This is a genomic window from Pauljensenia sp. C0254C2, assembly GCF_056583835.1.
In genome coordinates this window covers 226,606-252,885 of the sequence record NZ_JBWPJO010000001.1, presented here as the reverse complement: position 1 = coordinate 252,885, position 26,280 = coordinate 226,606, and the positions used below count along the sequence as shown (strand labels likewise).

Here is a 26,280-nt window from a genome sequence, read left to right as displayed (position 1 = left end):
CTGGTGCCGAGCAGATGTCTGCTCTCAGTCAGTTGGCCGTCACAGCATCAGGATCCACACGTCCTGACACGCCGATCCCCAGCACCAATGCTGTTTGCCGCAGATCATCATCCATCTGAGCCGTCAGAGCATCGACCGAGTCGAACGCCTGCATCGCACGGATGCGTTCCACGAAGTGCACCGCGATGCGCTCGCCATACAGGTTCAGGTCGGCGCGCCCCAGCACGTGCGCTTCAACGGTGCGCTTATCTCCACCGAACTGCGGGTTGGTGCCCACTGAAATCGCTGCCGGATAGAACTCACGCGCCGTCGTATTCGGCACCGAGCGCACGACCCATCCGGCATACACACCGTCCGCAGGCACCACACCGTCGATCCCCTCGGACAGATTGGCAGTCGGAAAACCGAGTTTGCGTCCGCGTTTGAATCCGTGCTGAACAACGCCACGCACTCGGTGCTGTCGGCCCAAAACATATGCCGCCTGAGCAACGTCACCCTCGTCAAGTAGTTCACGAACCCAGGACGACGACCAGCGCCGACCTTGCGGGCTGATGATGTCAGCGACCATCACCACATCAAAGCCGTATTCTCTGCCCAGTTCACGCAGGGTTTCGACCGTGCCGGCGTTGTCTTTGCCGAAGCGGAAATCCTCACCAACCACAACTTCCACAGCACCCAGTACCTCAACGAGCGTGAGCTGGACGAACTCGCGCGCCGTCAGCGAATAGAAGGAGCGGTCATAGTGGATGACAAGCGTGTGATCGAGGCCGGCAGCATCCATCGCGCTCAGGCGATCTTCCAGTGGGCTGATCAGCTGCATATGCGAGTCGGGCTGGTGGACTTGCCGGGGGTGCGGGTCAAAGGTGCAGGCCACTGCCGCCACCCCACGTTTGCGCGCACGGTCCACGCAGGCGGAGATCACACGCCGATGACCGCGGTGCATACCATCGAAGTTGCCGATGGTCACCACGGAGGCGAAATCTCGTGGCACTTGGTCAATTGACGTCCACACCTGCATGTCTTACCACACCCTTATCGTGCGCAGAGCACCGTTTTGTACCTTCACCAGGCCTAAACACCGGCCTTCACAATACACGCCGATCGGCTGGTCCACACTCATATCAGCCAGCTGCGCGCCGCTGCGTTCAGGCGGATTCCCGTGAGCAAAGCGCGCGGCCTCCTCCTGAGAAATCTCAAGGGTGTCAAAGAGTCTGCTGACGGCCTCACCAATGGGAATGATCGGCACGTCGGCTCCTTCAGCGCACAGCGCTTCAAGCCGATCCAGTGGCGCAGCATCGTGCAGGGTGAATGCCCCGGCCTGCAGCCGGCGCAAAGCAGTCAGGTGTGCAGCTGTGCCGAGCTGTTCGGCAATGTCGCGGGCAATGGCTCGCACGTAGGTGCCGGCCGAACATTCAACGTGAATATCACAGTCCACCACCGGCACGCCTGCCTCCGCTGCGGTCGGGCGGAGCGGCCCAGTCAGGTCAATCGCGCTGATATGAACCTCGCGCGGAGGGATGTGGACGTCTTCTCCTTCGCGCACCAGAGCGTGCGCACGCTTCCCACCGATCTTGATGGCAGAGACGGCAGAGGGCACCTGCCACCCACGTTCACGCACCACACGGGCAGCGTCGGCCACCTGATCGGCTGTCACATCGCTGGCTCCTGGGCACTCCGTGACCTGCCCATCTGCGTCCTCGCTGGTTGTCCCGATTCCCAGACGCATGGTGGCGTCATAGGTCTTCGTACTGGCGCTCAGGTAGGTGAGCAGCCGCGTCGCTTTGCCGATACCGATCACCAACACACCGGTCGCCATCGGGTCGAGCGTGCCGGCGTGCCCGACTTTACGGGTGTGCGCCAGTCGTCGCACACGGCTCACCACGTCATGACTGGTCATCCCTTGGGGCTTGTCAACGATCAGAATTCCCGAGGGTGGCTGTGGCTTCTGCTTCGAATCGGTAGGTGTCATGGATCTGGGCGGGCCTAGATTTCGTCGGTGTCGGCGTCGGCCTCGTCGATGTCTGATTGATCGACGTATGTGTCGTCAGCGCCTCCCTCGTCGGCGTATTCCTCGTCGTCTTCTTCGGGATGACGGTAGGGGTCTGCCTCGCCGGCATAGCTGGCACCTTGAGCACCGCGCGCGATCTCCTCATCACGCGCACGAGCCTTGCCCAATGCATCTTCAATGGAGGCGGCCGTCTCTGGAAGCGCGTCGAGGATGAATTCGAGCGTCGGGGTCAATCGAATGCCCAATGCCTTGCCCACTTCGGAGCGAATCAGCCCCTTGGCGGATTCGAAAGCGCGCGCCGTTGCTGCGCGTTCCTCGTCATCACCCAGGACGGTGTAGAACACGGAGGCGTGCTGCAAGTCTCCTGTGACGCGCACATCTGTAATGGTCACGAACCCCAGGCGCGGATCCTTGATGCGTCGGCCCAGCAAGCGTGCGACCGTCTGATGAATCCGGTCCTCCACCTTATGTACTCGCGATTCATCTGCCATGGTGATGCCTCCTGTGCTGGTAAACAAACGTTGCGACCCTCTATCGTACGTGTCTGCGCCGTCGTGTTCCTAGTGATCGTGTCCATCACCTCATGTTCACCGTCAGCACATCGGCGGCTGCATAATAGGAGCCGTGATCACTGAGCCGCACGCAGATTTTTCCGCCATCCATTTCCTCGCGCTGTCCGCTGCGCGCCATGCCGGGCGCGACAATCTCATCGAGCTGCATCTGGATCCTGCAGCGCACACCTACTCGGAAGCCTCGCGCCGCACCCTGGCTCACAGCCTCGACAACGCGCTGCGCGCTGCTCAGGTCTTATTGGACTGGAATGTCGGGCCCACCTGCCGCGTCATTATCATGGCGCCGAACTGCGCCTGGCATATGCTCGTGCACGTGGCCTGCTCCGCAATAGGAGCCATCACTGTGCCGCTCGATCAGCACCTGCAGGCCGGGGAATTAGCCGCCATCCTGGTCAACTGCGAGCCGGATGTCGTCATCTGCGGGGATGCTCAGATTGACCGCGTTGAGCGCGCGACCACCTTGAATATCGACGCCGACAACGCTTCCCACCCGGCCCGCCAGCCACGCGTCGTGACAGTTGACCAGTGGAGTCGCGCGGTTGCTGAGACCTCTCCCCTGCCGCTTGCTGATGTGGCGGCACTGCCTGCGGACACGGTCGGCGCAATTTTGTACACCTCGGGAACGGCCGCTCATCCCAAGGGCGTCACACTCACCCATGAGAACCTGTGGTGGGGCACGCGCAATTTCCGCGACGTCTTCGAATATGGTCCACGCACCGTCGAAGCCGTCAGCGTTCCCCTGTCCCATATCGGTGGTTTCAACGGCACCACGCTGGACCTGGCGGTCTCGGGCGGAACGGTGATCATCGTGGATGCGTTCCATCCAGCTGCACTGGTCGAAGCCCTGGGCAGCTACCAGGTGGAGATGATGTTCGCCGTTCCCACGATGTACCGCATGATGTGTCAGGTTCCCACTTTCACCTCGGATGGGTTGCCCTCATTCACGCGCCCTTTGATCGGCGGCGCACCCGTACCGGCTGACCTTGCCGCCATGTTGCGCGAACGAGGCCTTGAACCGTTCAGCGTATGGGGGATGACTGAGCAGGCAGCGTCAGGTACGTGCCTGGTTCCCGGTCTTCCAGCCGACCGCTCCACAACCAGCGGTTTTCCTTTCCCGCACACACGTATCGGTATCGAGATGGTGGATGGGCTGGACGCACACGCTGTCCCAGTTGAAGGTACCCGGGCGGGCGAGTCCCCCTCGTTAGTTGCGAGCGTTCTGCCGCCCAGCTCGCGCGGGGGAGACATCCGTGCGAACACTATTGGTGAACTCATCTGCACCGGCCCATCCGTTACCAACGGGTACTGGAATGACGAGGAACTCAACGCGGCATCGTTGAGGGGCCCGTGGCTGCGCACCGGCGACTTGGGTTTCATTGACGAGGACGGCTTCGTTCACATCGTGGGGCGCAAAGTGGCCACGGTGAACACAGGCGGCGAAAAGGTGCTCCCTCACGAGGTTGAACAGGTGCTCACGCGCATGGACGGAGTCCGATCCGCGCATGTGGTGGGTGTGCCCGATGTGAAGTGGGGCGAAGCTGTCAGCGCGGTACTGGTCATGAATGAGGGGTGCGAAGCGCCATCGCTTCACGATGTACGTGAGTTTGCCGGTCGATATCTTGCGCGCTTCAAGGTGCCTCAGCGCCTGGCGGTAGTTGAGTCACTGCCGGTATCGTCCAACGGCAAGGTCACCGTCTCCGCGCTTCGCGCAGTGTTCGCACCAGGCGACTAGCAGGGCGGTGTGTGTACCGGAAGCGTGTGTACCAGACATGTGCGTGTACGAGGCACATTGGCATTGAATCCAATGAACGGGTGAATGTGCGCGCATACGCACGCGTCACGTTCTGTCGCAATGTGGACGCGTATCGGTAAAAGAACATTGCATGACGGTGCAGCGGCCGGTGTACGGAGCAAATGTAAATGTGCGGAAATTTGCTGTCAGGTATGGACAAAGGTCCTGTTTTCCGTTTACATTCCTAGGTGTGGACGAAATTGCACAAGCACAAGAGCGGGTCAAGCGTCAAGTGGCCCAAGCTCAACAGCACGCAGAAACCGCAACAGAATTTCGTCGCCGAGCAGAGAAGGTGACCGGACAGGGCACCAGTCGCGACCGTCTCGTGCGAATCACGGTGAATTTTCAAGGTCATCTCAGAAGTACAGATATCGATAGTCATGCCCAGGGCGTGCCAGCCGATCACATCGCCTACGACGTGATGGAGGCTTACAACGCGGCGCGCACGGACCTTCGCGGTCAGGTGCACACGATCGCGGGCGAACTGTTTGGTGAGGATTCTCCGATTGTCTCAAGATTGATAGGTGAAATGTGAGCGACCTCGAGATCAGAACAGACGAACTGTCCCAGCACAAAGCACACGTAGCACAGGTGGCCAGCGCTGTTGACCTGGCTAAGCAGGCCTCATATGAAGCGGGTATAGGCGGCACCGCTTTTGGGCTTCTCTGCACCCCGATCTTGCTGCCTCCGTTGTTGATCATGGAAAGCGCAGCGCGCCGAACCATGCAAAGCGCGACCGACGCCTTGGAGAGGACGTCCAGGCAGCTCGGATTGACCACTGAAGACTTCAACTCTCAGGAAGCGGACCTGACGCGCGGGTTCAAAGCTGAGGTAAACGTATGGGGTAAGCGGGGTCGCCATGAGTAATTCTTTGGTTGCTGAACGCCAGGAATCCACAGGGCAGCTGGCCGGTACGCTGCTGATCGAAGATGGTGAGGCCCTCGTCAAGGCCTTTGAATCGAAGGACTGGGTCAGTGGCGGCGTCGCGCTCTTTTCAACCGCGCTGGATATCGGTGCCGCGGTCCTCGACCCGCTGGGCACACTGATTGCGATGGGTCTGGGGTGGCTCATCGAGCATGTTCACCCTCTGGACGAATGGCTCGATGCGTTCACCGGTGATGCCGACCAGGTGGCCGCCTACAGCGCGACGTGGAAAAACATTCACGCTCAGCTCGCTGAAGCCGGTACGCTTCTGCAGAACCACACCCGCGTCGACCTGTCCGATATGCGCGGTGAGACCATTCAGGCGCTGAATGCCCTCGAAGGCGACATCGCCAAGACCGTTGAGAAAGCCGGACGTTGGGCAGATGCAATGGGCACGGCACTGGAAGTAGCTGCGTCCCTCGTCCAGGTCGTTCATGACCTGGTCCGCGACGCGCTCTCACAGATCATCGGTGCTTTTGCTTCAGCATTAATCGAAGCAGTCGCGACCGCTGGTTTGGCACTGCCGGCGATCATCCAGCAAGTCACCGCCAAAGTATCCAGCCTGGCCACTCGCATCAGCGAAACGATCAACAAGGTGATCGAGTCGATCGGCAACCTCAAAGGCCTCCTGGGTCAGCTTGCGGGCCTGTTCGACAAGGTAAGCGGCCTGCTGAATCAGTTCCTGGCCACCCCCGGTGGTCAGATTCTGAAAGATGTCGGCACCAAGCTTCTCACCACTGGTGGAAACGCGCTGCTCAACAAGATCACGGGTGGCTCACAGGGTGGCGGCCTCTTTGGTTCTCAGCGTCAGATGATGGATCCTGCGGCGTACGGTCGAGGCACCTCGTTGAACCGAGGTTCAGGATATTACGGTGGCGGAGCATATGGCGGCTTGGGTTACTCAGACTACTATGGCACCCACTACGCCTCAGCTTTGCCGAGTTCGTATCACGCAGGCTCCTACGGCATGCCAGGCTCCTATGACGTGTCGGGCGCTCATAGCGCGTCTGATGTGAGAATGAGCCACTCTGCTGCCTTCGCGGGTATCCGGCACAACGGTGATATCACTCCTGACTCACGCATCCCGGTGGCTCCGGCAGGTGCAGAAGCTGTCCACGCGTCTTCATCTGCTCCCACGCAGGCGGGCCGTCTGGGCTTCCACGCCGCTGAATCGTCAGCCGCGTCCTCTGCCTCCTTGGCAGCTCGTGGTGGCGCCGCGGCGACTGGGCGCGGCTTCATGGTTCCGCCGATGGCGATGGCAGGCGCCGGTGGTTCGATGGCGGCAGCAGCCTCGTCCGGATCTGGTTTCAGGGGAGCGCATGCGTCCCGGCAGATTATCAACGAGGAGAATTTTCAGTCATTGTTCGACACGGAGCCAGAAGCTCCTGCTTCGAACGTGCCAGTCATCACTGGTAGCCATCACACTGAACACGCCTTCTCGCCGAGGTCATAACTTCTGGTTGCCGACGCACAACGCGCGCCTTGACTGGCTCATCAGCCAGCTTCAAGGCGCGCGTTGTGTAATGTATGAGGTTCCTAGAGGGCCGAAACCGGAAGCGGACGTCCTACCAGCGACCCGCTGGCAGGGATCGCAGGTTCGGCCGACGTTGAGTGAGCACACTCTGCCGGAGACATCCGTCCCACAACAGCTGAGGCTTCCTGACGCGCCGCACCAGCGGAGGCCAGTTCAACGAGGTCAGCATATTGGGACGGGATTTCCCGACCCAGGTTCTTCATCGCTTCGCCCCACAGTTTGCCTGAACGGTAGGAGGAACGCACGAGCGGCCCTGACATACAGGCGGGGAATCCCATCGCATACGCCACGTCACGCAGTCGCACGAATTCCTGAGGTTTGACCCATCGGTCAATGGGATGGTGCAATGCCGAGGGGCGAAGGTATTGCGTAATGGTCAAGATGTCACACCCCGCGTCCAGCAGGTCACGCATGGTGGATTCGATTTCTTCGGTCGTCTCCCCCATGCCCAAAATCAGGTTCGATTTTGTGACGAGGCCAGCCTCCTTCGCTGCGTTGATGACACTCAGCGAACGGTCGTAACGAAACGCCGGCCGGATTGTCTTCATCAGGCGCGGAACCGTTTCCAGATTATGAGCGAACACCTGAGGCTCGGATTCGAATATCTGTGCAAGGGCATGTGGATCGCCTTTGAAGTCATCGACCAGCAATTCGACACCGGTACCAGGCTGCATGACATGGATCTGTCGGCACGATTCTGCGTAGAGCCACGAGGCTCCGTCTTCAAGGTCGTCTCTACTGACGCCTGTGATCGTCACATAGCGCAGTCCGAGTTCTTTAACCGACTCAGCCAGGCGCTTGGGCTCATCCCGGTCGTATTCAGTTGGCCGTCCGGTGGCAATATCGCAGAAGTCGCATCGACGCGTACACAGCGCTCCACCAATCAGGAAGGAAGCCTCACGGTCCTCCCAACATTCATAGATATTCGGGCAGTTAGCTTCTGCGCAGACGGTGTGCAGTCCGCCGCGATGAACCAGCTGCTGCATATCCTGATATCCCGGCCCATTGGAAACGCGCGTCTTCAGCCATGTGGGACGTTGCTTTTCGATAGGCGTGTGCGAGTTGCGCTCTTCGACGCGTCGGAGCTTGCGGCCTTCAGGTTCTGGCAGTGTCGACAACGCTGGTCCTCACTTCGTTGCAGCTAGTTCAGATTCGTGTGCAGAGTATGTCAGTGGCTCCAGGTGGGCTGTCAGGGACGCGATGAGCGGGTCAGCCGCATCGGCAACGCTGACACCATCGACGCCTTCCCCAACGAGGGAGGCGACACCGCAGTCGTGCAACCCACAGGGAATGATACCTGTGAAGGCGCGCGAAAAGTCAGGATTGACGTTCAAAGCAAGACCATGCATCGTTGCGCCCTGAGCCACTTTGAGTCCGATGGCGCAGAGTTTGCGATCAGGGTCACGCAACCACACACCGGCTTTGCCCTCAATGCGAACAACCGGCAGGTGCCATGTAGTGCGGACAGCCTCGATGACTGCCGCTTCGACGGCGCGAATGTATCCAATCGTTTCCGTTGGATCTGCCAGGCGAATAATCGGGTAAATCACCAGCTGCCCGGGCCCGTGCCACGTTACCGATCCTCCACGGTCAACCGAAATGACCGGCAGGTCAGCATCGACGATATCTTCAGGCTTCGTGCGCCTCCCAGCCGTGTAGGTCGGTTCGAACTGAGCAACAATGAGCGTGTCATCGCAATGGCTCACCTTCACGTCATCGAAGGTCTCACGCTGGATTCGGTCACCTTCCATGTACGGGATCAGTCCGCGATCCAAGAGGTTCTTTACCTGCATGCTTCTACTCTACGCTGGCGAAACTTATCGCCCCACCCGAGCAAGCGTGAGATACGCCGATGTTGGCAGTACTGCGAGCGCCCTCAGTTCGCTACGATTCAGATATGACTGATCATGAACGCCAACGCGCGATTATGGAAGAACTGGAAGTTGTCGAAGATTTCGATGCGGCTCACGAGGTCGAGCGTCGAATCACGTTCCTGGCCGAATATCTCAAGGAAACTGGCCTGAAGGGCTATGTCCTGGGCATTTCGGGCGGAGTAGATTCTACCGTTGCCGGTCGCCTGTCTCAGCTGGCGTGCGAAAAAGTGCGCGAGGATGGTGGTGACGCCACATTCGTCGCGATGCGCCTTCCATACCAGGTCCAGGCTGACGAGGACGACGCGCAAGATGCCCTGTCGTTTATCGATGCTGATCAGGTTCTGACAGTCAACATCGGAGCGTCGACCGATGCCATGTGGCAGGCAGTGAGTGAAGCAGATGATGATCATGTCGATTCCTACACGGAGTTTGTCAAGGGCAACGTGAAGGCTCGCGAACGCATGATCGCGCAGTTCACAGTTGCCGGTGCTCGCGGAATGCTCGTCGTCGGCACTGATCAGGCTGCGGAAGCCCTCGTCGGGTTCTACACGAAGTTTGGTGATGGTGCTGCTGACGTGACACCGCTGACTGGACTGCCCAAGCGCCGCGTGCGGGAGCTGGGCCGCTATCTGGGCGCTCCGGCGACACTGACTGACAAGGTTCCTACCGCGGATCTGGAATCTGATAAGCCGCTGCGTCCTGATGAAGTTGCTCTGGGCGTCACGTATGAGGCCATTGACGACTACCTTGAGGGCCGCGAGGTGAGCGAAGAAGATGAGCAGACCATCGTCAGGTGGCACTCGCGCACCGCTCACAAGCGTGCACTGCCTTTGACACCTGGCCGTTGGGAGAAGACGCACTGATGGCACGACGCTCGCGTCAGCCTTCACCTGTCACATGGGTGTTAGCTGGTCTCGCGTGGGGCGCGCAGCTTGCAGCACTCTATGCCCCTGATCCGCGAGCTGTGACACGGTCGGATTGCGGCGCCAGCGGAATCGGCGTCACTGACGCTGATGACACCGACGGCAATGGCACCAATTACCTCAGCGATACCGGCACCAGCGATACCGGCACCAGCGCGGCCTGCTCCACTGGCGGAACCTGTGCCACCGACGATACCAGCGCCATCGACAGTGACGATCACGACAGCATCGCGGACGCCGTGTTGAAATCGATGCCGCGTGATGCCGACAAACTTGTGCACGCTGTGTTGTTTGCCGCAGGCACTGCCAGCCTCGTTGCTGTGGGAGTGCCGTGGTATGTGGCCGCTGCGGGCCAATGCGCGCACGGATGGATCTCCGAAAAACTTCAGGCTCATATTCCGGGTCGCGGTGCCGATTCGGTAGATGTGGTGGCCGATGCGGCGGGCGTCGCGGTGGGGACAGCACTGGGCGTGATCGCTACCCGTTGACGACAAGGAGTCACAATGGGCAGCTCTCATCTTATTGATAAGTATTCTCACTTGCACTAGTGTGGTGGTAACTTCACCGCCTACGAAAGGTGCACACCGTGCCCGCCATCTCCCGCCAACGATTCTTCCGATATGCCGGCGCCACCCTCGTCACTGCAATCATGACCATCGGCGCCGCACTGTCGACAACTCCGCCCACCCATGCCGCTCCCGATGACGGGAAAACCGTGGCAACGCTCGGACATATCGATGCGCCGAAAACGTATTGGGAAGGCGGAACCTTCGTCCTCAAGAACGAGGCGCATGGGAAGGTCTATCCGCTTGAGCAGACCGTAAACTGGGTCGGCAAGGGGTACAACGACACAACCCAGGCTCAGCAGTTTATCTACCACGTTCCTGACGATCCTGAGGTGAGATTCCTGCGAGACACCAGTGCCACGTGGTACATGGCTCCGCAGCTTCCGGGGTGGAATCAGGCTCCGATCTGGGCAGGATTTGGTGCCGATGCAGATATTCCGATTGAACAGTTTGCTGGTCGCACTTTCACCCTCGACCTGGTTGATTTTGATGGACCTGGTCGCATGGAACTGATGAATTACACGACGTTGGGGCCATTGAAGATTCTGACGCGCTTAATCTCCAGCCATAATCCGGATCTGCGCTCAACATGGTTGACTGCAGGATCTCACACGCACAATATGACGCTGTTTTCCAAACCCGGACGCTACACGGCGACATATCGCGTCACCGCACGCTCAGCTGACGGCACCCTGATCGCGTCAAGAAAGTACCCGCACGTGTGGCAGGTCGGCGGCAGCCAACCCGGAAGCACACCCTCTGCTTCGCTGTCCGATCAGTTTGCCGCGGCATCTGATGCTCCACCGCAGGCCGGTACCTACTCCTTGACCGTTCGCCCCCACCACGGGCGAGACAATGATGGTGATGATCAGCTGACGGATCTGGTGGCGAGCGTGCCTGAAGGTGCCAGCGGAACAGTGACCTTCTTGATCGACGGCTATTTCCTGGCGGAAGTACCTGTTAAAGACGGGCGTGCAACGTGGCCTGAAATGCTGGGGAACACCACCAGCTCCCTCCAAGCCGTTTTTATTCCCGCAGATGGCACACACGCCAGGTGGGTCTCACCCGAAGTGTCTTACTCGACAGGCGATGCTGCGGCAACGGTATCGTCTCCCGCAAGCGCTCAGGGGCTGCCGCAGCCCGCTTCACACGATCCGGCGCCTGCATTTTCGACCGACGCGTATACGCCCACTGACTTGGGATTCGCTCTCACGCTCACCCCGGAAGACGGGGAGACATTCAGCACGACTATAAGGTTCAATGACCCGAAGATCCGTGCGACGCTCCGTGGCGGATATTACGAGGCTGGCGCGAATAATCCCACCTGCGGTCTTGAGCCCTCGGAGATGGTGTCGGGGTCGAAGGGCGCAGCCACCGCTTCCATCACCTATATGCAGTCTGACTGCGATGGGATGTCACTGAAATTCACGGTGCTCCCTCACGCTCTGATCGGAGCGCTGCCGACCGAGGTCACGATCCCCACGCCTGTCAATACTGCTCAGCCGCTGACGTATTCAGGCACGCTGAGAGCTGCTTCTCCCGCAGCACCTGCCGATCCAGATTCCGATCCGTCCGACGCAGCCGGTACGGATGGAAAGCCGGGCGGATCCGAGACGGGGACTGATCCTGGCTCAAATCCCGGTGCGAAACCAGGCACCGCTCCCGGAACCGATAGCGACTCGCCGCACACACAGGCTGACCCGCGTCTGATCCTGAACGATGGCCACGTGGATATTCAGGCCCGCTTGGAGGCAAATGGTCGTCTGGGGATCGCATTGAAGGATGACACCAGGCAGCATGCACATTCATCGCAGGTTCGCGAACTATCGTCAGTCGCGTTCGCACTGGATGACAATACGCGTCGGTCCACTCCGCGCACTCCGTCAGGCGCGGCGAACGGACCCAATTTCCTTCCCACACCTCCAGCCAAGTACTACCTGCTGGACCAGGAACAGCGCCAGGGCGCGTTGTGGCCAGGCTGGTCGACGACCGAGGTTGACGCTGAGCGTGCCGAGTCACTGACTTTACACCTTGAGCCGCGCTCCATTCCCAAAGGCGCCTCATACCACGTCTTTACCCTGGGAACCTTCGGTGAGACCACCGAATTGATAAATTCGACCCGCGAAATGACAAGCATCACCATGCCGGCGAACATTCACGCACATGCGGCGTGGGCATTCACCCAGCCTGGCGTGTATCTGCTCGATGCGTCCTACAGCGGGACGATCGATGGCGCGCCCGCATCATCAGGCAAGCAGTGCCTGACCGTACTTGTCGGTCACCAGGCAATCCTTGATCACAGGTCAGGAAAGACGCCCTCGTGCGCTGACACGCCCACCGCAGGCACTCCCACGCCAGATACTCCCGCTGGCGGGGCTCCCTCCAGCGAATCTCAGCCGACAGACTCTGGCAAGACGAAGACTGACGGTGCAGATGCAGGTACCACACCGCAGGACGCGGCTGGCGCGCAGAGCACGGGCGAGCAGCATGCCTCCGCCTCGGCTTCAGGTGCCCCGTTGGCATCAGTTACGCCACTGGGCACGCAGCGCCTTGCCAGCAGTGGCGCCCATGGAGGAATGGTCGCAGGCGCACTCATACTGGCCGCGCTCGGGTGTGCGTGCGTGGCCAGGCACCCTCGCTGTTCTTAGTGAGCAACCATATTGCGGCCGGCCTTTTCTGCGATCGTACGCGCGGCAACATACCCGAAGACCAGAGCGGCCCCAATCGACGTGCCGCCGGCAGTGTAGGTGTGTCCAACAATGGATTTGGTGGTATTGCCGGCCGCATACAGACCGTCAATGACACTGCCGTCCTCGCGCGTGACCTGCGCCTGCGGATTAATCACCAGGCCGCCCGACGTTCCAATGTCACCGGGGTAGACCTGCGTGGCGTAGAACGGGCCTTTCTCCACTGTGCCGAGCGACGGGTTCGGCTCATGGTAGCGGTCACCGTAGAAACGATCGTGTTCGTTTTCGCCGCGGTGGAAATCCTCGTCGATGCCTGTGCGCGCAAAATCGTTGAACCGCTCGAGGGTGAGGCGCAGCTGCTCGACCGGCACGTCGATCTTCTGCGCCAGCTCGTCCACGCTGTCTGCCTGTACCATCGCCCCTGATTCGAAGTATTCCCTGGGCAGGGGCACGACCGGCATGTGTCCGTAGCCGAACACGTATTTCGAGCGGAACTGATGATCGAAGATCAGCCAGGCGGGAAGGTTTTCAGCGTCTCCCTCGCCCTTGCCGAAATGCCCACCATACAGGCCCTGGCCAGCGGTGCAGTATGGCAGCGCTTCGTTCATGAAGCGCTTGCCCTGGCCGTTGACAATCACGGTGTGTGGCAGGGACCGGTCCGGGACGATAAAGCGTTCCTCATCTTCAATGACGATCGGCGTCCACGCGGATGAACGCGGCAACTGGATAACAGGTGACCAGATCGCATCAGCCATATTGTCGATCGCAGCACCGTGTTGCAGGCCGACCTGAATACCGTCGCCCGTGTTCGTTTCCGCGCCGACAGTCCACGTGCCATTAATCGGGTGGCGCTGGTATTTCTGACGCATCTGCGCGTTTCGCTCGAACCCGCCGCACGCCAGGATGACGCCCTTGGCAGCGCGGATACGTGACTCCTTGCCTTCGTGCGTCACGACGATGCCGCGCACCGCGTCATCCTCCACAATGAGGTCCTTCAACGCGGTGTTCATGGCAATTTCGACACCTGCGCGCAGGCATCCTTCCATGAGGGCGCCGGTCAGTCCCATTCCCATTGTGCGCGGTGTGCGCCGGGCAAAGAGATGCTTGATGTTGCGTGCAGTCAGTCGGGCCAGTCGCGCCCACGGCTTCCAGCTTGACGCAAAGAGCAGGATGTCGGCGGAGTCGAACGAATTCAGATCCAGCGGAACAGCCGGTTTGAAATAGGCCTCCATCTGGTTCTTTTTCCATTTGCCCAGTTTGTTCGAGTCGAAGGCACCGGCCTCCACGCCGCGTCCTTGCGGCTGAGCTCCCGGAGCGTCGAGCCAGTAATCGGGGTAGCCTTCCATGTTGCGCCACACCAGTCCGGGGCAGTTTGCAGTCAGGAAATCCATCGCGCGCGTACCGTTGGTCAGGAACGAATCAATCATTTCGTCACTGGTGCAGTCTCCAACCGTCGCCTTCATGTAGGTGCGACCCATTTCCATATTGTCGTTGCCGCCGACACGTTGAAGCTGTTTGTTACCCGGCACCCACACCATGCCGGCCGACTTAGCGGTGGACCCGCCCCATTTGTCGCCTTTTTCGATCATCAGTGTGCGTAGCCCGTTTTTTGCCGCCGTCAGTGACGCGCTCAGGCCGGCTGCACCCGACCCGACGACAACGACATCGAATTCTGTTCGCTTCATTGCTGGCCTTTCATGTGTCGTTCGGACGAGGGATCACGCTTCACCATTGCCAGTGAGTGCCCACTCGTTTCACACTTACCGCTACTGTACGGCATTGAAGCGACGAACGTGCCGGATCGCACTCCCCCTCTTGTCACAAACGAAATTCACATTCATACAATCTTCTGTTCGTCCTCGTGGGTTCCACTTTCGTCGCTTTGAAGGGCTTTCTGTTTTCGCCGCTGTCCGTTTTGTCTCGTTCCTCTTTGTCATCTCACCCGTCAGCGCAGTGAGATTCGGCGGGGTTTTCTTCTCTTACACGATCTGGGGTGAGGTCGGGCAGATTCTCCCGGCCTCACCCCAGCGTTCACGTACTGCGGGCAGTTGTCTTACTGCAGGTAGTCGTTCGTCCACGCGCCATCAATGTCATCCATCGTCGCGGTGGTGAACCCGTTATCAACCATCCACTGGGTGTAGGAGCGGATGACCCCCTCGTCCATCTGCCCCCACTGTCCACTGGGCGCGTGCCACGTGGGCGCCATAAAGGCCAGGGAAGCTTTGAGGGTGTCTTCTTCGCTGGCGCACATGGTGCTGGCAATCAGCTGGATCGTCTCATCCTGATTGTCGCGCGCAAAGTCGTATCCCTTGCCGGTGGCCTGCAGGAAGCTGCGCACCGTGTCGCCATGCTCACGCAGGTAGGACTCTTCGACGCATAGGAAGTAGGCATGGTGTGGCGTGACCTCAATGTCGTCGAAGGAGATCTGAACGACCTGACCAAAGTCTTCCGACCCCTGGTAGGCTTCCCAGCCAAGCACGTTGAAGATCGCGTCATAATGACCTTTTTCGACTGCGCGGATGTCCGGCTCGAACACGCCAGGATCTTCCACGATGACCTTCGAGTAGTCTCCCCCGTCCTTTTCGACAGCTTCCTTGACCATTTCAGTCAGGCGTCCCACCGGTGGGATCGACACATGCTTGCCTTCCAGGTCACGGAAGCGGGTGATGCCCTTGGACTTCAACGTAATGACGCCGCCAAGCTGGTTCTGGTTGAATGTGGCGACCGCAACAAAGGGGTGATCAGTCTTCCGGGTTTCGAGCAGCTCGCCCAAGCGGATCGAGGCGAACTGGAATTCGCCGCGGGCGGTCAGTTCAGCGGGCGTGCCACGGTCAAAACCGTCCCAGGAGATGTCGACGTCCAGATCCTGGTCGGCATACAAGCCTTTCTTGCGTGCCACGAACAGGCCGGCGTGGTTGGGCCACGTCACGACGTATTCCAGACGAATTCTGACGAGGTTCATTGCTACCTTCTTTCTGCCCCTTGTTCGAGGGCGACTCTGATACTGGTGAGTGCGTGTAAGAACCGGGGATCTGTGCGCAGATTGGGATCGGTGCGGTTAGGCAGATCAATGGGGTAATCTGCGACAATGCGACCCGGCCGAGCGGACATGACAAGAACCCTGTCAGCAAGGGTAATGGCCTCTTCCACATCGTGCGTGACCAGCAGGATCGACAGTGCGCGCTGCCGGGCGGCGCTGACCAACCACCGTTGAATGCCGGCGCGCGTCATGGAATCAAGGGCGCCGAACGGCTCATCCAGTGCGATCAATGTGGGTTCAGCGAGCATCGTCCGCAGAAATGCCACACGCGAGCGCATTCCACCAGAGAGCTGGTCCGGATAGGCGTGTGCGAATTCGTCGAGCTCAAACTGAGCGAGAAGGTCGAGGGCGGCCTGCCGTGCCGTGGCCGGGGGTAGTTTGTGGATGAACAGCGGCAATGCGACGTTGTCAACAACAGTGCGCCACTGAAACAGACCGTCGTTTTGCGGCATCAGTGCGACGTGCGGGTTATCCACCTGCCATTCGAGCTGGCCGCTCGTGGCGTGATCCAGGCCGGACACGATACGCAGCAGCGTGGACTTGCCACATCCTGATGGCCCGACGATTGCCACAGTCTGATGTGGGTACAGAGTGGCTGAAATGCGATCGAGGGCCAGAGTGGGCGGGACCTGGAATTGTTTACTGACGTCATTGATGTGAAGCATGTGTCACCGCTTTCCAGGGAAACGCAATGCGTTCGGCCAGAGCAACAACGCCGTACAGCACCAGTGTCATCGCCGTCAACACTGCTGCGCCGACAAAGACCAGCTCGGTGCGAAACGAGGATTGCGCGGTCAGCAGGTAGATTCCCAAGCCATTGCGCGCTCCGACAAACTCAGCAGTCGCTGCCGTAGCCGGCCCGTAGGTGACGGTGATACGTAGCCCGGACATGAACACTGCGGCCGCAGCGGGCATGCGCACATGCGTGAGTATCCACCATTTCGATGCGCCCAAGGTCGTGGCCACGTCAATCTGGTCTCTGCTGGGCGATGCCAGTCCGCGCGCCAGCGGCACCACGATCGGGAAAAGCCCGAACAATCCGACCAGCAGTACTTTCGACGTGATACCGAAGCCGAACCAGATAATGAGCAGCGGCGCAATAGCGACGACCGGAATGGTCTGCGAGATGATGAGAACAGGGATGGCGACACGACCGATCGGGCGAATCGCAAAGATGATGAAAGCCAGGCTCACACCGCACACGAGTGCAAGCACCGTTCCCAGGCCAACTTCAAGGGCGGTGATCCTGGTGGCTTCCCAGACATTGGGCGCATCATCAAAGCCGGCGTGGATAATCGTCGAGGGCGCCGGCATAAGGCGTTCGTTGACGTTGAACGCGCGCACCGCCACCTCCCACGCGCACAGGAGCAACACCACAAACATCAGTGCGGGCATGAAACTGCCCCGGTGGTGTTGGTCGCGCTCACGTGCAGAGACGGCGGTGCGGTACCTCGCGGGCATCTGTTACTTCACGAACTCATTGGTGACGATGTCGTCAGCTGCGATCGGTTCGGTGACCGCAGTCCCCTTCTCGTCATACACGAGGCCCTGCTCGACAATGAATGCCAGGTAGGTGTTCCAGCGATCAATGTCGGCAAAGCCCACACCACCCTTTGAATCAGGCCAATACTGTGTGGAGAGTATTTCCTGGCTGCGGGTGACCAGTTCGGGATCAAGTTTGGCCTGTGGGTTGGCATCGACCAGAGTTTTCGCCGCTTCATCGGGGTTATCCTTGGCGAACTCGTAGCCCTTTTGTGCTGCCTGCACGAAGGCGCGGACAAGGTCGGGATCCGATTCGATCAAGTCGTTGCGCGTCGAAATGCCGATCATTGCCGGAGTGGTGGGAACGTCATAGTCGGCGGGCTGGAACATGTGCAGCTTGGTGCCCGACAGTTCTGCCTCAATTGCCTCCCACGTGCTGAGAACCTCAGCAAAATCCGCCTGGCCTGATTCCAGAGCCGCCATCGCCTGCGCGCCCACAATGACGCGGTCAAATTCGCCTGTTCCGCCATCGTGCTGAATCATCATCTGGGTGGAGATATGGGCCGAATCGCCCGAGTAGTCTGCAATTGTCTTGCCGTCCAGATCTTTTGGACGGGTGATCCCCGAATCTTCCAGAACTCCCACGCCATAGGAGGACTTTTGCTGAATATTCAGCACCATCGTCAGCCCAAGGTTGGCGGCGTGAGCCGATGCCAGTGCATCTGCTCCCGAGATTCCAAAATCAGCGCCCTTCGCGCTGAGGACAGCGTCAACACCTGACTTGGAGAAGCCCATGATGTCCACATTCAATCCGGCGTCCGCGAAGTAGCCTTTTTCCTGGGCGACGAACAGTCCAGTGTGATTCGTGTTCGGTGTCCAGTCCAAGATGACGGACACATCACGCATCTGTCCAGAGGCCTGCGAAGCCGACTGGCCGGTGGCGTCGGCGCCTGACTGGTCAGCTGAGGACATATCCGACGATCCGCCTGATGAGCATGCGCCCAGCATGGCGACGCTGAGGAGGAGGGGCAAAAGCCTGGTTGTTTTCATGATCTCTCGATTGCTAGTTGGGTAACTGTGCGGATAAATTGAGTGCCGGATTCAGTGGTGAACCACCGGTGATGAGCATCCATCCCGATCGTGTACGCCCAATCCGACGTACGCCCCGGTATCGGGGCACGCTGGTCATACTCGATAACAGCGAGTTCGAACTCGGTGTTCGACACTGCCACCATCGGCGCGAGCATGCGAGCCTCCTCGCGCATCAGTGGGTACTGACTGACATACCCGTCCAGAAGGTCGCGCACCACCTGGGGACGCCACGCATTTTCGATACCTTCAGTGATGGTCAGCCAGTCGATCGCGTGACGTTCAATGAGCTGTGCCAGATCGAACAGCGACGGGTTGGCGTATGCCAGCCCAAAATCAAAGACACTGGTGATGACGGGACCCTGCCTGGTGTCCTTCCACATCGTGTTGGACACGTGCAGGTCCCCGTGTGTCCAGTAACGAGGGCGCTCCCGCAGCGGCTCAAGGGCCCGCGCAAAAGGAGCGACAACTGCCAGGTCACCAGCCAGGTCACGGCCGGTTCTGGACACATAGTTGGCAACGATGGGGTGCGCTTCGCACCAGGCTTCAAGACGGTCAAACGGATCACCCAGCATGAGGTCCATGCGCGACTGGTAAGGATTGGGCGGTGCGACCACTGCCGGAATCTTTTCAGAGGCGCGACGAAGCTGCCCCGCCACTCGGCCGATTTCCACGCTCTCTTCGCGTGTGTACGGCGGCATCCAGCTGGTCGTCGCACGGTAACGGTCTTCACCCGGCGCGCATTCGCTCACTTCCCAGACCCATCCGCCCATCGTCAGACATGTTCTGCCGGTATCGAAGGTGAAGAAGCGCGGCGTCGGGAAGGCGCCTGCGGCAAGCCGGTTCACGTAGTCATGTTTGGCACACAGGTCGTATTCGCTGATCAGGTGGGGCGCATAGCGTTTGATGAAGACGCGTGTTCCACATGCCAGCTGGGCGATACACGCCGAGGCCATTGGACGCGCCGAGTGAGTGAGGACCTGCGGGCACTGGGCGGAAGCACCCGCCAGATGCGGCATATCCACCAGGCGCTCTTCCAGCGCCGCCACATCCTGATCTGAGATCAGTGGCCACACATTGTTAATGATGTCGAGTTGTTCGTCTCGATTCATTTGCGGCTCCTCGTGCTCACCAATGCGCACGACTAAACCGCGTTCCTACGCCAGCATGATCTGGTTCAGGTATAACGGTCGGAGAATTTTCCCTCTCAGCCCGCCTGTCCGGGCTCCCGTGCCCCCTCACCATACCATCAGCTGCACGTCATACGTAAAACGAGGGTGCCCCACCCTCACATAGTGGATGGGTCACCCTCGTCAATGGGACAGGAAACACAGTGCGAACTAGTCGAGAGCCTTTTCCTTCATTTCCCACGTTTCGATGATGTCGCCCTCGGCAATGTCCTTGAAGCCCAGGGTGATACCGCATTCGTAGCCTTCGCGAACCTCGGTGACATCGTCCTTTTCGCGGCGCAGCGACGCGATCTCCAAATCGGGAGCAACCACGACACCGTCGCGAACCAGGCGGGCCTTCGAGCCGCGGCGAATGATGCCGTCACGGACAATGGAGCCTGCGATGTTACCGAACTTGCCGGAGCGGAAGACCTGGCGGATCTCAGCCGTGCCCAGCGCGACCTCTTCATAAATCGGCTTGAGCATGCCCTTCAGGGCCGCTTCGATATCGTCGATGGCTGCGTAGATGACCGAGTAGTACTTGATCTCCACGCCTTCCGCGTCGGCCATTTCAGCCACGCGCTCAGCCGGACGCACGTTAAAGCCGATGATGACCGCGTTATCGACGGTGGCCAGGTTGACATCGTTTTGCGTAATGGCTCCGACGCCGCGGTGGATGATCCGCAGGGCAACTTCGTCGCCCACGTCGATACGCAGCAAGGAATCTTCCAGAGCCTCAACGGCACCGGACACGTCACCCTTGATGACAAGGTTGAGGGTGTCAACTTCACCTTCCTTGAGAACCTTATCGAAGTCTTCGAGGGTGACGCGCTTGCGACGCTTGGCCAGCAGTGCTGCGCGCTCGGCAGCTTCTCGCTTGTCAGCGATCTGGCGGGCGGTGCGGTCATCGGATGCCACAAGGAAGGAGTCGCCTGCCCGTGGAACTGATGTCAGGCCGATCACCTGCACCGGTCGTGACGGACCGGCTTCCTGCACATCCTTGCCATACTCGTCGAACATGGCGCGCACGCGTCCGGAGGCGGATCCCACAACGAGGGCGTCTCCCACGCGCAGCGTTCCACGCTGGACCAGCATGGTGGCAACCGCACCACGACCACGGTCAAGGTTCGCTTCAATGGCGACGCCTCGCGCCTCGGTGTCAGGGTTTGCCTCCAGGTCAAGTGCGGCATCCGCTGTCAGGAGGACTGCTTCGAGCAGGTCACTGATGCCGGTGCGCTGCTTGGCGGACACGTCCACGAACATGACGTCGCCGCCATATTCTTCAGCCACAAGGTTGTATTCGGTGAGCTGGGAGCGGATCTTATCCGGATTGGCATCTTCCTTATCCACCTTGTTGACGGCCACAACGATCGGCACGTCCGCTGCCTGCGCATGGTTGATCGCTTCAACGGTCTGCGGCATGACGCCGTCATCGGCTGCGACCACCAGGATCGCAATGTCCGTCACCTTGGCGCCACGGGCACGCATAGCGGTGAAGGCTTCGTGACCAGGCGTGTCGATGAATGTGATGGGGCGGTCCTTGCCCTCCATATCCACCGTGACCTGGTAGGCGCCGATGTGCTGGGTGATGCCACCGTGTTCGGTGTCGACGACGTCGGTGTGCCGGATGGCGTCCAGCAGCTTCGTCTTACCGTGGTCGACGTGACCCATGACGGTGACGACCGGTGGGCGCGGCTTGAGGTGCTCTTCATCATCAAGTTCTTCGGCCTCAAGGTCGATATCGAAGGACTCAAGCAGTTCGCGATCCTCGTCTTCTGGGGAAACGACCTTGACGTTGTAGCCCAGTTCGTCGCCCAGTGTTTCAAAGGTGTCCTGATCCAGTGACTGCGTGGCCGTTGCCATTTCACCGAGGTGGAACAGAACAGTCACCAATGCTGCCGGATTGACGTCGATCTTTTCGGCAAGATCAGCCAGGGATGCGCCCTGACGGATGCGAATCTCCTGGCCATTTCCGCGAGGAATCTTCACGCCGCCGATTGTCGGTGCACTCTGCTCTTCGTATTCCTGCCGCCTTGCACGCTTGGACTTGCGTCCGCGACGCGAGCCGCTTCCACGGCCGAATGCGCCCGGTGTGGAGCCGCGACCACCGCGACCGCCACGGGGACGGCCACCGCTCGGGGGCGCAAATGCACCTGCGTGTGCGCCGACTCCTGGGCTGTTGTGACGTGAATTGTTGGAACGTCCACGTCCGCCACGTGACGGGCGGTCAGGCTTGGCGAACCGTGCCTGATCGGGCATCATCATCGGGTTTGGATGGTTGCCGCCGCGTGAACGGTTCGGGCGTTCAGCGCGGTGCTCGCCACCGCCGGAGCGGTTCGTGTGCGCAGCGCCACCTTGTGTGCCGCGGCCACCGGGCCTGTTGGTGCGCTGGCCACCGCGTGTTCCACCAGGTCGAGGCATACCTTGCGTGGATGCGAAGGGATTGTTGCCTGGGCGTGGCCCAGCAGGGCGCGGGCCGGGACGAGGTCCTGGGCGCGGTGCCGACTGGCGGCCATGAGCCTTGGAATCTGAAGCCGATGCTTTCTTGGCGGATTGGGGGCCGGGCTTGGGACCAGATTCTCCCGACGACACCGGTGCCGATGCGTGAGCATCGCCTGATTCCTGAGTATCGCGAGGTCCCGGTTTCGCCGCTGCAGCTGCCTTCTTGTCAGCTGCGTGCGCTACCGGTCCTGGCTTCGGTGCTCGCGCCTTGGCCGGTTTCTTTTCTGACTTTCCGGTCGGCGCATCATCACTGGCCGCACTGCTTTCTGGCTGTGCCAGGTCGGCAGGTGTGGACGCAGTGGACGACTTCCTGGTCGACTTACGAGACGCAGTAGTTGTCTTCGCAGCCGTTTTCCTTGTTTTCTTGGGTGCCTTCGCCTTCTCGGATTCTTCTGTGTCCTGAGGCGCAAGGGAGGCGTAGTGTTCACGCACGGCTCGAACCACTGGCGGTTCCAGAGCCGAGCTTGATGCCTTGACGAACTCTCCGCTATCGCGCAGGTACGCCAAGAGTTCTTTGCTGGCAATGCCGAGCTCTTTGGCGAGCTCGTGTACACGCAACTTTGCCACAATTCTCCTGTCCGGATCCGTCTCCGAACTGGAGACGGGACTTATCGTTCTTGCTGGCAGCTCATCGCTGGGTACTCATCGGGTGCCCATCAGCTTCCAACCCGCTTCCATTACTCGATGTCCAACGCACGGTGCGTTGCTGACAATGTGATCGTGTCGATCAGGTGATCCCACTGGTCCTCCCCCACGGTGTGAGGCAGGCGTAATGCATGTTCGAGGGCTCGCCGTCGGCGGGCCTTCTCCATGCATGTCGCATGTGCGTGAATCCACGCACCACGACCTGGCAGGATGCCTTTTGGATCCACCTGTGCGGATCCGTCGTGAGTCGCCACCATTCGAACCATGCTCGAGGGGGCGCCTCGCTGCCGGCAGCCAATACATGTGCGAATCGGGCCTGAATGGTCATGCGTCTCCACCGCACACATACTAGTCCAGCCCAACCAGTCTAACTGAGGTCGGCGTCCGTATTGGAATCTGTATGTGAGCGACTGGTCACGTCGTCCTCGTCCTCGTCCTCGGCAGTGATGTCGAATGCGTCGGTGCCGCTACCATCTGACACGCTAGCAGCCTCGTCACCTCCATAGGGCATGTCAGGCATCGATGAGCGTGACGCCTCCATCTTTCCGTCCGCATCCGTGTCGGAGTGAATATCAATGTGGAAACCTGTCAGACGCGCAGCCAGTCGAGCGTTTTGTCCCTCTTTGCCGATTGCCAGTGAGAGCTGGAAGTCAGGCACAACGGCGGTGGCGGTGTGATTTTCAACCGAATGCACGACCACTCGGCTCACGCGCGCCGGAGACAGCGCGTTGGACACGAAACGAGCAGGATCTGCCGACCAGTCAACGATGTCGATCTTTTCACCACCCAGCTCAGTCATCACCGAGCGCACACGCGACCCCATCGGCCCAATGCATGCTCCCTTGGCGTTGACACCTTCACGTGTTGCTGCAACGGCGATCTTCGTGCGGTGGCCCGCTTCGCGCGCAACGGCCTTGATCTCCACCAGACCCTGCTGGATCTCAGGAACCTCGCGTTCGAACAGGCCGAGCACCAAGCCGGGGTGGGTTCGTGACAGGACGATTCGCGCGCCACGCTCGGTGCGTTCAACCGACACGACGTAGGCGCGGATCCGCTCATTGTGGTGGTATTCCTCGCCCGGAACCTTTTCTGAATCCGGCAGCACGGCCTCGAAGTCGTCCGATAGTTTCACCAGCGTCAGGTGGCGTTCACGTGCCTGCTGGACAAGGCCGGTGACGATCTGCCCGGTCTTGGATGCGAAGTCGCCCAGAACTTTCTGATCGTCGGCGTCTCGCAGCCGCTGCATGATCACCGAGCGCGCAGTTGCCTGTGCGATGCGCCCAAAGTTGGAGGGAGTGTCATCGAATTCACCGATCGGGTTGCCGTCGTCGTCTTCCTCGGTCGCCATGACGGTGACCCGCCCTGAACGCTTGTCGATCTCAATGCGAGCTTTGCGGATAGCGCCCGGGATGTTGTGATACGCCTTGAGCAGCGCCTCTTCGATCGCGTCCACAAGAGTATTGAGATCTACACCTTTTTCCTGCTCCACCATTCGGAGCGCTGTCATGTCAATTTCCATGATCCCTCACTTGTCTGACTTACCCGTGCCAAGCTCGACGCGCGGACGCGCCTTCTTGATCGTGTCGTATTCAATGGTAACCGGCTCACCATCGACCACCAGAATGACCTGCTGATCAGCCACTTCGGACAGTCGCCCCTCAACGGTGGTCCCGTCGCGAAGCTTGACGCGGATGAGCCGTCCGATCTGTCTGCGCCAGTGCCGCGGCTGCGTGAGTTCACGCTCGGCTCCCGGTGTGGACACTTCCAGAATGTATTCACTGTCAATCGGGTCGGCCTCATCCATCGCCAAGGAAATGGCTCGTGAGACCTGCGCGAGTGTGTCGGAGTCAACTGACTCGTAGGAGTCTGCAGACGTGTCCTCACCGTAATCCACGCTGATGCGCACAATCGGACGCGCCTGGGGGCCGACGACCTCGATCTGATCGATGATGAGTCCGCACGTGGCGACGACGGGCTCCAGTATGCGCCTGATCAGATCCTGATCTACTGGCTGAGCGGGTTGTGCCACAGTTTCTTCCTTCCGAACGACACGCCAATATTCACTAGTTTAGCCACATGCGCATGCGATGATGACACCGTGAAGTTTTCCTCCAGCCTGCACCGCCACTCGTTTTACCATTTGGCGAGGGCGACGTGCGCAAGCGCCGCGATAGCTGCCATCGCCGTGACACTCACGGGCTGCGGGGTTCACCTGGAATCGGCGCAGGGCTCACTGCCTGAGCTGACAGCGCCCCAGCTGGTGCGCGATCGTGCTGTTCGCGCGGATTGGGCAATTGCCGCTCGCGCCAACGAGCTCGCTGATCTGGCCGGACAGTGTGAGCCGTGCCAGAAGGCGTGGCGCGATGTGGCCGACCGTGCCGCGCAGCGAGTCGAGTCACTGGGAGGCGTATGGGATCCGTGGCCTGATGGTGCCCCTGAGGGCGCTGACTTGCCCGATCCGATCGCTGAGGCTCCCGTTGCAGCGGATGCATTCGTCGCCTGGATGGCGGCCTGTGCTGTACGCGACTTGTCATCCGTCGCTGATCCTGCCCTGCTCAGTGATGCCGATGCGCGCATACTTTCCAGGGTCGCGGCGGCGCGCCTGGCGGATGCGACCACGCTCGGTGCGGTTGTGGGCGTTGATTACGGTGAGGGCGCATCAAGTGTGCTGGTACTGGCGAAACGGATTGCGGCTCGGACTTTCGGGGATTCTGCGGGCGGGTCTGCTCGTGATGGCGTGATGCGCGCGGCTCAGGGAATTTTGGATGCCCAGGAGGTTGCGCCTGTCGACACAGGCACCGTCCTCTTTGCGCACCTGGCACCCGCTGACCAGGGCATGCACAGCGATCAACGCGACTTCACTGAAGATGCTGACGTGTCCAATGCGGTGCGCGTATGGGACTGTGTCGGTCAGACTCTTCCTGCCCTCCAGGTGGAGGGCGAGGGGATCGCTGACGCATCTGCCACGGTGGATCGATTGTTGGAACGCACGCGAGTTGTCCTCAACGCTGGCGTGGACGATACGCGCGAGTTCCGGTGCCATCTGGAAGAGTCGTCACCTCAGTCACTGGATGCGTTGATGCTGGCAACGGATCTGACTCTGGTTGATTCCGCCGATGCGGATGTGCGCGCTCTGGGGGTGCGCAGCCTGGCCGCTGACATTGTGGCAGGAGCCGCATCGGGCAGTGCTGACATGTCAGACGCCCTCGATGCAGCCTTAAAGCAGTAACGTTTCTGTCCCTCACGTATTGCGGTGTGCGTGATACCTGCCCGCGCATTTTTCGCCTGTCATGCGCGGCGTCCAGTTGGGGGCCTAGTATGCGTATCCCATCACCGTCGGGGCAGGCGCTTGTCGTTGTGATTCTGCGGTGCCCCGACCGGGGCTCGAACCCGGGACAAACGGATTATGAGTCCGCTGCTCTAACCGACTGAGCTATCAGGGCAGATCTAGCCTAACCGCTTTAAGGCTTCGA

At 60.1% G+C, this 26,280-nt stretch carries 23 protein-coding genes, 1 tRNA gene and 1 riboswitch; of the genes, 8 read left to right on the top strand and 16 right to left on the bottom strand.

The genetic code is table 11. The features are described 5' to 3' along the window. Nucleotides 1–28 precede the first annotated feature (28 nt). Genes AC1DA5_RS01200 through rbfA form a run of 3 tightly spaced genes read right to left on the bottom strand, consistent with a single transcriptional unit; the run spans nucleotide 29 to nucleotide 2,499 of the window. A complete protein-coding gene (locus AC1DA5_RS01200; RefSeq protein WP_058236427.1) occupies nucleotides 29–1,018 on the bottom strand; it encodes a bifunctional riboflavin kinase/FAD synthetase in 990 nt (329 codons plus the stop codon). A gap of 3 nt (nucleotides 1,019–1,021) precedes the next feature. Continuing rightward, a complete protein-coding gene (gene truB, locus AC1DA5_RS01195) occupies nucleotides 1,022–1,969 on the bottom strand; it encodes a tRNA pseudouridine(55) synthase TruB (protein ID WP_480289057.1) in 948 nt (315 codons plus the stop codon). 14 nt (nucleotides 1,970–1,983) lie between these two features. Continuing rightward, nucleotides 1,984–2,499 carry a 30S ribosome-binding factor RbfA gene (gene rbfA / locus AC1DA5_RS01190; RefSeq protein WP_092648451.1) on the bottom strand — a complete coding sequence of 172 codons (516 nt, stop codon included), beginning with the start codon at nucleotides 2,497–2,499 and terminating at the stop codon, nucleotides 1,984–1,986. 133 nt (nucleotides 2,500–2,632) lie between these two features. On the opposite strand from rbfA, the gene AC1DA5_RS01185 reads away from it, so the two are divergent. The 4 genes from AC1DA5_RS01185 to AC1DA5_RS01170 all read left to right on the top strand — a co-directional run bounded on the left by AC1DA5_RS01185 (nucleotide 2,633) and on the right by AC1DA5_RS01170 (nucleotide 6,749). Next, nucleotides 2,633–4,312, top strand: a complete 1,680-nt coding sequence (locus tag AC1DA5_RS01185) for a class I adenylate-forming enzyme family protein (RefSeq protein ID WP_092648450.1) — start codon at nucleotides 2,633–2,635, stop codon at nucleotides 4,310–4,312. 250 nt (nucleotides 4,313–4,562) lie between these two features. Further along, nucleotides 4,563–4,907 (top strand): YbaB/EbfC family nucleoid-associated protein, encoded by a 345-nt coding sequence (locus AC1DA5_RS01180; protein WP_157886343.1) that lies wholly within the window; start codon nucleotides 4,563–4,565, stop codon nucleotides 4,905–4,907. After that, a complete protein-coding gene (locus tag AC1DA5_RS01175) occupies nucleotides 4,904–5,239 on the top strand; it encodes a hypothetical protein (RefSeq protein WP_058236422.1) in 336 nt (111 codons plus the stop codon). Before AC1DA5_RS01180 ends, AC1DA5_RS01175 begins: the two co-directional genes overlap by 4 nt. Then, complete coding sequence (locus tag AC1DA5_RS01170; RefSeq protein WP_157886342.1) at nucleotides 5,232–6,749, top strand: hypothetical protein; 1,518 nt, start codon at nucleotides 5,232–5,234, stop codon at nucleotides 6,747–6,749. The genes AC1DA5_RS01175 and AC1DA5_RS01170 overlap by 8 nt, the downstream gene beginning before the upstream one ends. A gap of 83 nt (nucleotides 6,750–6,832) precedes the next feature. Here the strand turns inward: AC1DA5_RS01170 and lipA are convergent, their stop codons facing one another. Next, entirely contained in the window at nucleotides 6,833–7,948 is a 1,116-nt protein-coding gene (gene lipA, locus AC1DA5_RS01165; RefSeq protein ID WP_092648447.1) for a lipoyl synthase, read from the bottom strand. 9 nt (nucleotides 7,949–7,957) lie between these two features. Then, entirely contained in the window at nucleotides 7,958–8,623 is a 666-nt protein-coding gene (lipB, locus tag AC1DA5_RS01160) for a lipoyl(octanoyl) transferase LipB (protein WP_058236420.1), read from the bottom strand. 104 nt (nucleotides 8,624–8,727) lie between these two features. Between lipB and nadE the strand changes: the two genes are divergently transcribed. From nadE to AC1DA5_RS01145, 3 genes are all read left to right on the top strand, one after another. Beyond that, nucleotides 8,728–9,567 carry an ammonia-dependent NAD(+) synthetase gene (gene nadE / locus AC1DA5_RS01155; protein ID WP_058236854.1) on the top strand — a complete coding sequence of 280 codons (840 nt, stop codon included), beginning with the start codon at nucleotides 8,728–8,730 and terminating at the stop codon, nucleotides 9,565–9,567. After that, on the top strand, nucleotides 9,567–10,115 hold the full coding sequence (locus AC1DA5_RS01150; RefSeq protein WP_092648446.1) for a hypothetical protein: 549 nt from the start codon (nucleotides 9,567–9,569) through the stop codon (nucleotides 10,113–10,115). The genes nadE and AC1DA5_RS01150 overlap by 1 nt, the downstream gene beginning before the upstream one ends. 98 nt (nucleotides 10,116–10,213) lie before the next feature. Next, nucleotides 10,214–12,841: a choice-of-anchor M domain-containing protein gene (locus AC1DA5_RS01145; protein WP_162272391.1), complete on the top strand. Its 2,628-nt coding sequence runs from the start codon at nucleotides 10,214–10,216 to the stop codon at nucleotides 12,839–12,841. On the opposite strand, the gene AC1DA5_RS01140 is transcribed toward AC1DA5_RS01145, so the two are convergent. From AC1DA5_RS01140 to AC1DA5_RS01095, 10 genes are all read right to left on the bottom strand, one after another. Then, on the bottom strand, nucleotides 12,838–14,565 hold the full coding sequence (locus tag AC1DA5_RS01140; RefSeq protein ID WP_070725958.1) for an FAD-dependent oxidoreductase: 1,728 nt from the start codon (nucleotides 14,563–14,565) through the stop codon (nucleotides 12,838–12,840). The two genes, AC1DA5_RS01145 and AC1DA5_RS01140, sit on opposite strands and share 4 nt — an antisense overlap. Nucleotides 14,566–14,933: 368 nt before the next feature. After that, the gene (locus tag AC1DA5_RS01135; RefSeq protein ID WP_092648444.1) at nucleotides 14,934–15,842 is read right to left on the bottom strand and encodes an ABC transporter substrate-binding protein; all 909 of its coding nucleotides are present in this window, start codon (nucleotides 15,840–15,842) and stop codon (nucleotides 14,934–14,936) included. Between the two features lie 2 nt (nucleotides 15,843–15,844). Continuing rightward, a complete protein-coding gene (locus AC1DA5_RS01130) occupies nucleotides 15,845–16,585 on the bottom strand; it encodes an ABC transporter ATP-binding protein (protein WP_058236415.1) in 741 nt (246 codons plus the stop codon). Continuing rightward, nucleotides 16,569–17,315, bottom strand: a complete 747-nt coding sequence (locus tag AC1DA5_RS01125; protein WP_070725984.1) for an ABC transporter permease — start codon at nucleotides 17,313–17,315, stop codon at nucleotides 16,569–16,571. Before AC1DA5_RS01125 ends, AC1DA5_RS01130 begins: the two co-directional genes overlap by 17 nt. A gap of 69 nt (nucleotides 17,316–17,384) precedes the next feature. Continuing rightward, nucleotides 17,385–18,452: an ABC transporter substrate-binding protein gene (locus tag AC1DA5_RS01120; RefSeq protein WP_480289056.1), complete on the bottom strand. Its 1,068-nt coding sequence runs from the start codon at nucleotides 18,450–18,452 to the stop codon at nucleotides 17,385–17,387. Then, a complete protein-coding gene (locus AC1DA5_RS01115; RefSeq protein WP_092648443.1) occupies nucleotides 18,449–19,603 on the bottom strand; it encodes a phosphotransferase enzyme family protein in 1,155 nt (384 codons plus the stop codon). Before AC1DA5_RS01115 ends, AC1DA5_RS01120 begins: the two co-directional genes overlap by 4 nt. A 24-nt stretch (nucleotides 19,604–19,627) precedes the next feature. Continuing rightward, nucleotides 19,628–19,733: riboswitch (TPP riboswitch) on the bottom strand. A gap of 98 nt (nucleotides 19,734–19,831) precedes the next feature. Then, complete coding sequence (gene infB / locus AC1DA5_RS01110; RefSeq protein ID WP_480289055.1) at nucleotides 19,832–22,729, bottom strand: translation initiation factor IF-2; 2,898 nt, start codon at nucleotides 22,727–22,729, stop codon at nucleotides 19,832–19,834. A 110-nt stretch (nucleotides 22,730–22,839) separates the two neighbouring features. After that, nucleotides 22,840–23,154 (bottom strand): YlxR family protein, encoded by a 315-nt coding sequence (locus tag AC1DA5_RS01105; protein ID WP_074026152.1) that lies wholly within the window; start codon nucleotides 23,152–23,154, stop codon nucleotides 22,840–22,842. Between the two features lie 20 nt (nucleotides 23,155–23,174). After that, complete coding sequence (nusA, locus tag AC1DA5_RS01100) at nucleotides 23,175–24,326, bottom strand: transcription termination factor NusA (protein ID WP_082628495.1); 1,152 nt, start codon at nucleotides 24,324–24,326, stop codon at nucleotides 23,175–23,177. 6 nt (nucleotides 24,327–24,332) lie between these two features. After that, entirely contained in the window at nucleotides 24,333–24,836 is a 504-nt protein-coding gene (locus AC1DA5_RS01095) for a ribosome maturation factor RimP (RefSeq protein WP_257525422.1), read from the bottom strand. A gap of 69 nt (nucleotides 24,837–24,905) precedes the next feature. On the opposite strand from AC1DA5_RS01095, the gene AC1DA5_RS01090 reads away from it, so the two are divergent. Next, entirely contained in the window at nucleotides 24,906–26,036 is a 1,131-nt protein-coding gene (locus AC1DA5_RS01090) for a hypothetical protein (RefSeq protein ID WP_092648441.1), read from the top strand. A gap of 140 nt (nucleotides 26,037–26,176) precedes the next feature. Here AC1DA5_RS01090 and AC1DA5_RS01085 read toward each other — a convergent pair. After that, a tRNA-Ile gene (locus tag AC1DA5_RS01085) sits at nucleotides 26,177–26,250 on the bottom strand. Nucleotides 26,251–26,280: the final 30 nt, after the last annotated feature.